The 10490-nt window shown below is 68.5% G+C and carries 13 protein-coding genes, 1 tRNA gene and 1 pseudogene; 12 read left to right on the plus strand and 3 right to left on the minus strand.

Annotated features, from left to right (window positions below; genetic code table 11):
* Window positions 1-496 (plus strand): annotated as a pseudogene (locus tag ACOADB_RS24945) (gamma-glutamyl-phosphate reductase); the annotation flags it as partial.
* Here ACOADB_RS24945 and ACOADB_RS24950 read toward each other — a convergent pair.
* Complete coding sequence (locus tag ACOADB_RS24950; protein ID WP_378605321.1) at window positions 416-1327, minus strand: DMT family transporter; 912 nt, start codon at window positions 1325-1327, stop codon at window positions 416-418. The pseudogene ACOADB_RS24945 and the gene ACOADB_RS24950 overlap by 81 nt on opposite strands.
* Before the next feature lie 110 nt (window positions 1328-1437).
* On the opposite strand from ACOADB_RS24950, the gene ACOADB_RS24955 reads away from it, so the two are divergent.
* The 7 genes from ACOADB_RS24955 (at window position 1438) to ACOADB_RS24985 (ending at window position 4606) form a co-directional block, all read left to right on the plus strand.
* On the plus strand, window positions 1438-2088 hold the full coding sequence (locus ACOADB_RS24955; protein ID WP_378605228.1) for a CDP-alcohol phosphatidyltransferase family protein: 651 nt from the start codon (window positions 1438-1440) through the stop codon (window positions 2086-2088).
* A 13-nt stretch (window positions 2089-2101) separates the two neighbouring features.
* Window positions 2102-2563: a hypothetical protein gene (locus ACOADB_RS24960; protein ID WP_378605230.1), complete on the plus strand. Its 462-nt coding sequence runs from the start codon at window positions 2102-2104 to the stop codon at window positions 2561-2563.
* A gap of 87 nt (window positions 2564-2650) precedes the next feature.
* Window positions 2651-2815 carry a hypothetical protein gene (locus ACOADB_RS24965; protein ID WP_378605232.1) on the plus strand — a complete coding sequence of 55 codons (165 nt, stop codon included), beginning with the start codon at window positions 2651-2653 and terminating at the stop codon, window positions 2813-2815.
* A 7-nt stretch (window positions 2816-2822) separates the two neighbouring features.
* A complete protein-coding gene (nadD, locus tag ACOADB_RS24970) occupies window positions 2823-3482 on the plus strand; it encodes a nicotinate-nucleotide adenylyltransferase (protein WP_378605234.1) in 660 nt (219 codons plus the stop codon).
* A complete protein-coding gene (gene rsfS, locus ACOADB_RS24975; protein ID WP_378605236.1) occupies window positions 3479-3856 on the plus strand; it encodes a ribosome silencing factor in 378 nt (125 codons plus the stop codon). Before nadD ends, rsfS begins: the two co-directional genes overlap by 4 nt.
* Entirely contained in the window at window positions 3853-4458 is a 606-nt protein-coding gene (locus tag ACOADB_RS24980; RefSeq protein ID WP_378605238.1) for a histidine phosphatase family protein, read from the plus strand. The genes rsfS and ACOADB_RS24980 overlap by 4 nt, the downstream gene beginning before the upstream one ends.
* 75 nt (window positions 4459-4533) lie before the next feature.
* Window positions 4534-4606, plus strand: a tRNA-Ala gene (locus tag ACOADB_RS24985).
* Window positions 4607-4675: 69 nt separating this feature from the next.
* Here the strand turns inward: ACOADB_RS24985 and ACOADB_RS24990 are convergent.
* On the minus strand, window positions 4676-5317 hold the full coding sequence (locus ACOADB_RS24990; RefSeq protein WP_378605241.1) for a hypothetical protein: 642 nt from the start codon (window positions 5315-5317) through the stop codon (window positions 4676-4678).
* A 100-nt stretch (window positions 5318-5417) separates the two neighbouring features.
* Here ACOADB_RS24990 and ACOADB_RS24995 point away from each other — a divergent pair, with 100 nt between their 5' ends.
* Window positions 5418-6539 (plus strand): substrate-binding domain-containing protein, encoded by a 1122-nt coding sequence (locus ACOADB_RS24995; protein ID WP_378605244.1) that lies wholly within the window; start codon window positions 5418-5420, stop codon window positions 6537-6539.
* A 28-nt stretch (window positions 6540-6567) separates the two neighbouring features.
* Here the strand turns inward: ACOADB_RS24995 and ACOADB_RS25000 are convergent, their stop codons facing one another.
* Complete coding sequence (locus tag ACOADB_RS25000; RefSeq protein ID WP_378605247.1) at window positions 6568-7206, minus strand: TetR/AcrR family transcriptional regulator; 639 nt, start codon at window positions 7204-7206, stop codon at window positions 6568-6570.
* Between the two features lie 87 nt (window positions 7207-7293).
* Between ACOADB_RS25000 and ACOADB_RS25005 the strand changes: the two genes are divergently transcribed.
* The 3 genes from ACOADB_RS25005 to ACOADB_RS25015 are packed head-to-tail and all read left to right on the plus strand — an operon-like array spanning window position 7294 to window position 10237.
* Window positions 7294-9168 carry an acyl-CoA dehydrogenase family protein gene (locus ACOADB_RS25005; RefSeq protein WP_378605250.1) on the plus strand — a complete coding sequence of 625 codons (1875 nt, stop codon included), beginning with the start codon at window positions 7294-7296 and terminating at the stop codon, window positions 9166-9168.
* Between the two features lie 8 nt (window positions 9169-9176).
* Complete coding sequence (locus tag ACOADB_RS25010; protein ID WP_378605253.1) at window positions 9177-9848, plus strand: oxygenase MpaB family protein; 672 nt, start codon at window positions 9177-9179, stop codon at window positions 9846-9848.
* A 35-nt stretch (window positions 9849-9883) separates the two neighbouring features.
* Window positions 9884-10237 (plus strand): hypothetical protein, encoded by a 354-nt coding sequence (locus ACOADB_RS25015; RefSeq protein WP_378605256.1) that lies wholly within the window; start codon window positions 9884-9886, stop codon window positions 10235-10237.
* The last annotated feature ends 253 nt before the right edge of the window (window positions 10238-10490 follow it).

Here is a 10490-nt window from a genome sequence, read left to right on the forward strand (position 1 = left end):
CCATCGCACCAGCGTCTGCAACGCGGCCGAGTCCCTGCTCGTCCACGAGTCCGCGGCCGCCGAGTTCCTGCCCCGCGTGGTCGCAGCGCTCCAGGACGCCGGGGTCGTCCTGCACGGCGACGACGCGTTCTCGGAGCATGACGACGTCGTCCCGGCCACCGAAGACGACTGGGCCACCGAGTACCTCTCGCTCGACATCGCCGCGCGCGTCGTACCCGACCTGGAGGCGGCACTCGAGCACATCCACACCTGGTCCAGCGGTCACACCGACGCGATCGTCACCGAGGACCAGGGTGCGGCACGCCGGTTCGTGGCGGAGGTGGACTCCGCAGCCGTCCTGGTCAACGCCTCCACCCGGTTCACCGACGGCGGCGAGTTCGGATTCGGTGCCGAGATCGGCATCAGCACCCAGAAGCTACACGCGCGCGGTCCGATGGGGTTGCCCGAGATGACGTCGACCAAGTACGTCGTCATCGGCGACGGCCACGTCCGCTAGGTCCTCGAGGCGGGCCAGGCGCCACAACCCCCACGCCATCGCCAGCAGCGCGGCGATCGACACCAGGGCAGACCCGGGGGTGTGGTGGGGCACCTCGCGGAGGACGACGTGGGCGAACCCGAGGGTGAGCAGGCAGTTCACGACGTTCAGGACCGGCATCGAGGCGGACAGGCGGGCTGAGCGGTACGCGAGCTGGTTGACGCAGATGCCGCCGAGCCCGGACGCCACGAGGGCGTAGGGAAGCCACGCGGTGGCCAGTCCGACCCAGCCGTGCTCGTCGCGGTGCAGCTGGCAGGCCTCGATCAGCACCGCCATCAGGCCGAAGAGAACCCCTGACGCACAGCCCAGGGCGAAGGCACGCGCGACGGGCCGGGCGAGTGCCCCGGCGACCGCCACGGCTGCGAGAGCGGCCATCCCGCACGCGCACGACGCCACCAGCAGGGTGAACGGGTCGGGCCCGCTGGGGGCCGGGCGGACGTCGGACGCGAGGAGCAGCGCGGCGATGGCCAGTGCCGTGACCGCCACGGCACCGAGCTCGGCGCGGGCCGGCCAGGTGCGCGCGAGGGCCGCCCGAACCGGTACCGCGAAGACGATGCCCATGATGGCGATCGGCTGCACGAGGGCGATCGGTCCGTTGTCGAGTGCCAGCACGTGGAACGTGAAGCCGACCGGCCCCAGCGCCAGCGCGAGGAGCCATTCGGGACGTCGTACGAGGAAGCGCATCAGGCCCGCTGCGCCGGTGCCGGTGGGTGCCTTTCCGGTGGCCAGGTGCTGGGTCGAGGTCGACAGCGACGTGGTCACGGCGCTCGCGAGCGCGAAGGCGACAGCCATCCAGATCACGCTTGCGACGCTAGGCAACGGAGGTGGACGGTCGATGAATCCCGGGAACTACTGGGGGTGTGTCGTCGGGCGTTCTTCGGGCGCGCGGTAGGTTTCGCGACATGGCAGGCTCCCCGGACCGGATCTATGCGGATCCGTCCGTCGAACGGCTCTTCACCGGAGCCACGATCATCACGTTCATCCGTACGGCCATCACCCTGGCCATCGCGGTCTGGGCGGCGTACGACGAAAGCCTCACCCTGATCGTCGTGGGCCTCGTCGTCTACTGGGTCGGCGACAGCATCGACGGCGAATGGGCTCGGTGGTTCGACTGCGAGACCCGGATGGGCGCGGTCGTCGACATGATGTGCGACCGGCTGAGCTGCGGCGCGCTGTACGTCGGGCTGATCTGGCTCGAACCGAGCGGCTACCTCAGTGACGAACCCATGACGTGGATCGGGATCCCGATCGCGATCTACCTGTTCGAGTTCATGGTCATCGACATGTACCTCTCGCTGGCGTTCCTCGCGTGGCCGATCCGCAGCCCCAACTACTTCCACGTCGTCGACCGCCGGATCTACCTCTGGAACTGGTCGCGGATCGGCAAGGCGGCCAACTCCGGCGCCTTCGCCGTGATCCTGCTGGTGACCGGCTGGGTGTGGCTCGGCATCGTGATCGCGGTGGGACTGCTGGTCCTGAAGTGCGTCTCGCTGGGCTGGTTGCTGAAGCTGGGGATTCCGGTCCCCGCGCGCGAGCAGGCCCCGGACCAGTGATGCGGGGGCCGGCATGATCCTGTGGCTGACGACGTTTGCCTTCAGCATTGCCTCGGCCCTGCTCCCCTTCCTCCCGATGGAGGTCTACATCGTCGGCGCCGGTGCTGCCGACGGTGGTACGGCGACCGCGATCGCCCTGGGCATCGCGGCCGGCGCGGGCGCGACTGTCGGCAAGGTGGTCTGGTACGAAGCGGCCCGCCGCGGGGCCGACTCGGCCTGGGCCCAGAAGAAGCTGTCCTCGCCGAAGGTGAAGGCCGGCTACGAGAAGTGGGTCGCCCGGATGCAGGGGCGCCCCTGGTACGCCATCGGCGTGATGTTCGTGGCAGCCTCGGTCGGGATCCCGCCGTTGCTGGTCATGGCCGCGGTCGGCGGGCTGCTCAAGATGCCGATGTGGGCGTTCGTCCCGACGGTCTTCGTCGGCCGGACGATCCGGTTCACGTTGCTCTTCCTGGGCGTCGACTTCGCCCTGCACTGAACCGCCCGTTGGTCGAGGAGGTTGCGCAGCAACCGTCTCGAGACCGCCCGCCACGCTGCCGCCGGGGACATTCGATAGGATCCGGCCATGCTCAGCCAGATCAGCACCCTCGCTCTCGCCGTCGCCAGTGCCGCCGAGGAGCACGGCGAGCCCGCCGTCAACCCGTGGTTCATCGGTGGTGGCGTCCTTGCCCTCCTGCTGCTCCTGCTGATCGGCCTGGTCGCCTTCGGCGGCGGCCGCGAACACAGCTGACCGCCCGGTGTCGGCCTCGGACCCCGGACGGCGCATCCGCCTGGGGGTGATGGGCGGCACCTTCGACCCCGTCCACCACGGCCACCTCGTGGCTGCGTCGGAGGTCCAGGGCTGGTTCGACCTCGACGAGGTCGTCTTCGTCCCGACGGGCCAGCCGTGGCAGAAGGCCGACCGCGCAGTGTCGCCGGCCGAGCACCGCTACCTGATGACGGTGATCGCCACGGCCGCGAACCCGCGGTTCACGGTGAGCCGCGTCGACATCGACCGCAAGGGGCCGACGTACACGATCGACACGCTGCGCGACCTCCGCAAGGAGCGCCCGGAAGCCGATCTCTACTTCATCACCGGGTCCGACGCGCTGACCGACATCTTCAGCTGGCGCGACGCCGAGGAGCTCTTCGAACTGGCCCATTTCGTCGGCTGTACCCGCCCGGGTGCAGAGATGGATCCCGCGACGTTGGCAAAGATTCCGCCCGAGCGCGTCACCATGGTGGAGATCCCCGCACTGGCGATCTCCTCGACCGACTGCCGCGAGAGGCAACGAAGGGGCCAGCCCGTCTGGTACCTCGTGCCTGACGGCGTCGTGCAATACATCACCAAGCACGGGCTCTATCCCCGCCCCGTGTCAGACAGCGACACCCTTCACGATCAGTCCGGAGACACATGACCGCCACCGACCACGCCGTCGAGCTCATCCGCGCAGCCTCGCTCGCTGCTGCCGAGAAGCTCGCGACCAACCAGCTCGCCTTCGACGTCAGCGAGCAGCTCGCCATCACCGACGCCTTCCTGCTCGCCTCCGGCGCCAACGACCGCCAGGTCCGCGCCATCGTCGAGGAGATCGAGGACAAGCTGCGTGAGCTCGGCTCGAAGCCGATCCGCCGTGAGGGCCACCGCGACGGCCGCTGGGTGCTCCTCGACTTCGGCGAGATCGTGATCCACGTCCAGCACAGCGAGGAGCGCGAGTTCTACGCCCTCGAGCGCCTGTGGCGCGACTGCCCGGTCATCGAGCTCCCGGCCGAGATCAACGCACCTTCGGAATGAGCGACGCACGTCGGATCGTCCTGCTCCGGCACGGCCGGACGGCGTGGAACGCCGAACACCGCATCCAGGGACAGCTCGATGTCGAGCTCGACGACGTCGGGGTCGGGCAGGCCCGTTCGGTCGCACCGTTGATCGCGGCGATGGAGCCTGCCCTGGTGTGGTCCAGCGACCTCGCCCGGGCCCGGATGACCGCCGACGAGGTCGCCAAGGAAGCCGGCCTCGTGCCGTCGTACGACGCCCGGCTGAGGGAGTTCCGCCTGGGGGAGTACCAGGGCCAGTCCCACGCCGAGCTCCTCGCGCAGGACGAGGCCGCTTTCGAGCGCTTCCGGCGCGGTGACTGGGAGGAGATCCCGGGCGCGGAATCGCCCGCCGAGGTCTCGGTCCGCTTCACCTCCGCGATCCGCGACCTGGCGGCCGCGCTGGGGCCGGGGGAGACCGGAGTCGCGGTGTCCCACGGTGCGGCGACCCGAACGGGACTGGTGGCCTTCCTCGGCTGGCCGCTGGCGTTCGCGCGCGATCTCCGGGCCCTCGGCAACTGCGGACGAGTTGTCCTGGAGCAGCGCACCACGGGCGACTGGGCGCTGGCGGCGTACAACCTCTGACCCCGATTTCACCTCCTCGGGCAGGGTTGGTTAGTATTCCGCAGGTTGATCCGCTCCGGCGGGGAAACTGAGTTTGGGGCTGTGGCGCAGCTGGTAGCGCACCTGCATGGCATGCAGGGGGTCAGGGGTTCGAATCCCCTCAGCTCCACCGAACAAGGACCGTCTTCCGACAAGGGGAGGCGGTCCTTGCGTTTTCCGGGTGCGCCGGGCTACGCGGCTACTTGGCGACGCACATCGCGTAGACCTTGAGGTCCATGAACGTGAGCTGCTGCGGGACGGTGACGCCGACGACCCAGTAGTCGTAGCCCGGGTACGGTGCGTTCTTCTGGACCTCGACCGGATAGACCTTTCCGTTGCTGTACCTGCCAGGCTTCATCTCGAACCCACCGCCGACCAGCGTCATGCCGTAGGGGCAGCCGGCCCAGGCCTCGAGGTAGGTGTTGTACCACTCGCTGGTGCAGGTACCGGCACATCCTTCACCGCGACTGACCCTTTGGTACCCGCCGGCGGGACCGGCGGGACCGGCGGGACCAGCGGGACCAGCAGGCCCCTGCGCTCCGGTGGCGCCGGTGGGTCCGGTGGCACCCTTCGGCCCGGCGGGGCCCGTCAAGCCGGTGGGTCCGGCGGGACCTTGCGGTCCGGTCTGATTCCAGTTGAGGGGTTTCTCCGCGGTCGTGCAGGTCTGTCCGGCCTCGGTGTCGATGACCCGGACGTACGCCGACCTCGGGTCGTAGCAACTCCTGATGACCTTGTCGGCGCCGGGGATGGCCGCACCGGCGACCGTGGCGATGCCGCCGGCCAGGCCGATGGTCAGCCCGACGGCCAGTGCACTCCGTCTCCGGATCTTGAGCTTCTTCATGGTGGGTTCCTCACTGACTGACCACGGGGTGCTGGCACAGTTGCAGTGCTGATCCCCTGGAATGATGTACACTGTTCTATAACACTGAAACAGTAAGCATGTGGAGGACGAACTGTCAACCTTCGAACTCGACCCCCGGACCGGGCTGGGCATTGCCGAGCAGATTCGCTCGCGGATCGCACTGCAGCTGGCAGACGGCGAGCTCGCCCCCGGTGACCGGCTGCCGCCCGTGCGCGCTCTCGCCAACGAGCTCGGCGTCAACATGAACACGGTCCGTGCTGCCTACGCCAAGCTGGAGACAGACGGGCTGGTGCAGACGCGCCACGGCGTCGGCACCGTGGTGGTGGAGTCATCGCCGAGGGCTGCCGCAGGCGGTGCCCTCGCCTTCGGGGCCAATACGATCGCCGTGCTCATCGGGGGGCTGGATCCGTTCTACCTCCCACTGCTACGAGGGATCGAGGAGGTTGCCGGAGAGCGGGGGACCTTGGTGCTGATCGTGGACACCCGCGACTCGGCGAGCCTTGCCCAGGCGATGATCCGGCGACTCGTCGCCCGAGGAGTGGACGGGATCATCGCGGTCTCGACCGGCGACCTGCCGGGGGACCGGTTCGCGGGACAGGACGACACCTCGTTGCCGATCGTCTACGTCGACCAGCCGGATCGACGTGGATACAGCCTCGTGTTCGATGGGGCCGATGCGGGGTACGCGGCGACCGAGCACCTTCGCAAGCACGGCCACGACCGGATCGGCTTCGTCACGGCGCCGCTGGCGTGGCACAACGTCGCTGAGCTCCACCGCGGTTACGTGCGCGCGCTGGAGGACTCCGGCGTCGTACCGTCTCCCGACCTCGTGGCGGAGGTTCCGGACTTCACCGTCGAGGCCGGACGCAGTGCGATGGCCCGGCTGCTGCAACTTCCCGATCCACCGTCGGCGATCCTTGCCGGAGGCTCGAACCTCGCTCTCGGAGCCATGGCCGAAGCCAAGGTGCAAGGCCTGCGGGTCCCGCACGATCTTGCAGTCGTGGGATACACCGACTCTCCCCTCGCGTCACTGGTCGACCCGGCACTGACCGTGGTCGAAGTCCCCGCGCGACAGATCGGGCTCCAGGCCATGCACGCACTCGCCGAGCTGATCCAGGGCAAGCGACCTCGTCGGCGTCGTACCGTGCTCGCGACCAAGCTGATCGTGCGCGACAGCTGTGGTTCACACCCACCCCGGTAGCTGATCGTTGGGGAGCGCTGCCGTGAGGTCAGGCGTCCCTGAACACCCCGTGGATCGCCTTGCCGATGAAGGTGCCGAGGTCGTCGGGACCCCAGTCGTTGTCCGGGTCGAGGAGGGAGCGCACCGCTGACTCGCAGGCTGCCAGGAACAGGTCGATGAGCACGGGCAGCTTGCGCTCCAGGTCCGGGGTCTGCCACCAGTGCTCCATGGCAGGTCGGATCCACTCGACGGTGCGCGCCTGGACGAGGGCCTTCCCGGAACGGAAGCGTTCGGCGATGGCCGGGTCGGGCTCGCCGGCGAAGACGAGGCGCCAGGTGTCGGGGGAGTTCGCTGCAGAGTGCAGTAGTGCCCGGAACCCGTCGATGAAGGCCCGTTCCGGATCGTCGGCATTCGCGGAGCTGTGCAGCGCCACGAGGACCGCTTCGACCAGGTTCGTGGTCTCCCGGTCGAGGAGAGCGTCGACCAGCTCGATCCGGTCGGAGAAGCACGCATAGACGACAGGGCGCGTGACGCCCATCGCCGCCGCCACGGATCCCACGGTCACGGCGCCGATCCCGTCGCGCACGGCGATGGTCAGGGCGGCGTCGAGGACCTGGGGGCGTCGGCGTTCCGGTCCGAGATGGGCGGCGCGCTGGCGTCCTGCGTGGGTGGTCGTGCTCGAAGGCATGGGGTGAGAGTAGGCGATCCCGTGATTTCCTGCACGGATGTAGCATTTTCCTACATTGATGTATTAATCTCGCTCCACCCCTTCTGGATGGAGAGATCCCTGATGAGCCTGTTCAACCCGCACAAGCCTGACTTCGCCGAGTTCGACGCCGAGACGCGCCGGATCTTCGAGGCGACCATCGACTTCTTCGAGGGCAAGGGCAAGGGGTGGCTGCTCCAGCAGGACCGCGACCGGGTCTGGTTCGACGAGTTCCTCGAGTTCCAGAAGAAGGAGAAGGTGTTCGCGACGCTGCTGACCCCCGCGGCGCAGGCCGACGGTGACCCGAACAAGCGTTGGGACGAGTCCCGCGTCACCAAGTACAGCCAGATCCTCGGCTTCTACGGCATGTCGTACTGGTACGTCTGGCAGGTGACGATCCTGGGCCTCGGGCCCATCTGGCAGACCGGCAACGAGGTGGTCAAGCGCCGGGCCGCGCAACTGCTCGACGACGGCGAGATCTTCGCGTTCGGTCTGTCCGAGCGCGATCACGGGGCCGACGTCTACACCTCCGACATGGTGCTCACCCCCGACGGCAAGGGCGGCTACAAGGCGAACGGCGGCAAGTACTACATCGGCAACGGCAACAAGGCCGGGATGGTGTCGGTCTTCGGCCGCATCGAGGGCCTCCCCACCGGACCGACCACCCAGGACGGCTACGTCTTCTTCGTCGCGGACAGCCAGCACCCGGCGTACAAGCTGCGGAAGAACGTCGTCAACTCGCAGATCTACGTCGCCGCGTTCGACCTCGAGGACTACCCGGTCCGCGAGGAGGACATCATCCACGTCGGCTCCGAGGCGTTCGACGCGGCGATCAACACGGTCAACGTGGGCAAGTTCAACATCGGCTTCGGTGCGGTCGGTGCGACGCAGCACATCTGGCACGAGGGCCTCACCCACGCCGACAACCGGGTGCTGTTCGACACCAAGGTCACCGACTTCGCCCAGGTGCGTGCGAACTTCACGGAGAGCTGGATCCGCCTGCAGGCCATGGACCTCTTCTCCGAGCGTGCGGTCGACTACATGCGCTCCGGCACTGCCGACGACCGTCGCTACCTGCTGTTCGACGCCATCGAGAAGATGACCGTCAGCCGTCAGGGTGCCCGGATCTATGACCTGATCGCCGACTGCATCGCGGCCCGCGGCTTCGAGAACGACATGTACTACCCGGTCGGCGCCATCGCGATGATGGGGCTCCCGCGCCTCGAAGGCACCGTCCACCTCAACATGGCGCTGTCGCTCAAGTTCCTGCAGAACTACATCTTCAGCCCGACCGACCCGAGCCTTGCCCTCCTCGCGGTCCGGGGCAAGGCCAGCAAGGTTCCCGACGCGGCCTTCGCTCCGGCGTTCAAGGCCACCCGGGCTGCGATCCGTGCCGCCAAGCCCCTCGGTGCCCGGCTCGCCGCCACGTCGCCGGACCTGCCGCCGCGCCGTCGTGACACCGCGGACGACGTCTACCTGTGGAACCAGGGGCCGACCCAGGGCTTGAGCAAGGTCGTCTTCCACGACTGGCGTGCGGTCTACGCCGACTGGGCGACCCTCCCGAACGTGAAGCTCCTCCTGGAGCAGGTCGATGCGTTCCAGGCCCTGCTCGGCGCGACCCCGCTGAGCAAGGAGCAGATGCGCGACCTGGACCTCCTGCTGGTCGTCGGTGACATCTTCACCACCGTCGCGTACGGCGACCTCATCCTGCAGCAGGCCGGCATCTCGAGCGTTGAGGACGACCTCGTCGACAGCATCTTCGAGGTGCTGGTCGGCGACGTCTCGGCCCACGCCTTGAACCTCACGAGGAAGCCGTCCCTGACCAACGCCCAGGTGAAGGGTGCCAACGCGATCCAGCGTCGCCCCATCTTCGACGCCGAGCGCTCTGCCCGGGTCTGGGCCGACGCCCGCTCGACCGCCGGCGCCTACTCGATGAACCCGTGAGGACTCCCATGGCCCAGCACAAGGCACGCCGCGAGATCACGCCCCACGAGGACCACGGGTTCTTCGGGCCGGACTCGATCACGCACCGCGTGTGGGGACATCCCACGACCCCGCTGATCGGCATCACGCGCGCGGTGACGATCGAGGAACTGGATCCCAACCTGCTCGCCGCAGTGCACAACACCGGCGCGAACTACGACCGGCTCGACACCCGTTACGCGCGCACGGTCCAGTACTTCGCCGCGGTCGCCTTCGCCGACAGCCAGAGCGTCGCGAAGATGGCCGACGTCCTCGTCAAGATCCACTCGAAGGCGATTGGCATCGAGCCCGTCAGTGGCAATCGGTACGACGCCAACGACCCGGACTCCCAGCTCTGGATGGTCACGGGCTGGCACTCGGTGCTGACGGCCTACGAGACGTTCGGTCCCGGCAAGCTCACCGAGGACGAGGTGAACCAGTTCTGGGCCGAGTGTGCCATCGCCGCAGAGTTCCAGACCTGCGACCCGGCCGCCGTACCCCGCACGCGTGCGGAGGTGCGGGCCTACTTCGAGGGGTGGCGCCCGAGGCTGGCCGCGAGCGAGGCCACCCAGCGGATGATGCACCATCTGCTGAACGGTGCCAACGAGATCGTTCCGCGCAAGGGGCTCCTCGCCTGGCCCGCCCCGTCGCCAACTGGCTGATCTGCAAGGGAACGATCGCCACCCTGCCGCGACACATGCGCCGTCTCGCCGACATCCGGCAGTCGCGCGCCACGGACGTCGCGGTCACCGTGATCCTGCGGGTGATGATGGCCGTCCTGCACCGGAGCCGCCCGGTCCAGCGGTTCATCCTCGGCATCCTGGCGCCGCGGACCCTCCCGATCGTGGAGCCGCACTGGCGGGGGATCCCGCCGGTGAACCCGGTCGTGCTCACTCCCGCCGAAGCGCGGGAGCGCTACGGGTACCTCAGGCCGGCCGAGGCGCATCTCGAGCTGCGCGCTCGTCAGCATGCACGGGTGTTCGACGAGCACCAGGCGCCCAGCGACGAGGGTCTGATCGAGTCCCAGCCCATGCTCGGGGCCCTCGGCTGACGGCTGGCCGACGCTGCAGCTGGACGACACGGGGCGGCAGCCTGTCGGGTCGACGACGGGCGGGTGAAGTCTCGGTACTTCGGCTTCCCTGAGGCGGATCGTGCCGCTGGGCACGCCTAGCCTCGACCGGGTGGAATCCTCCCGGACCGCCCGTCGCCTGACCGCCGCCCTCGCTGTCGGCGTGGGGCTGTGGTGCGCGTTGCTGGCCTGGCAGCGGGACTGGTTCATCGACCTGCGCGTCTACGAGCTCGGC

Source organism: Nocardioides sp. CPCC 206348 (genome assembly GCF_048654705.1).
Taxonomy (GTDB): Bacteria; Actinomycetota; Actinomycetes; order Propionibacteriales; family Nocardioidaceae; genus Nocardioides.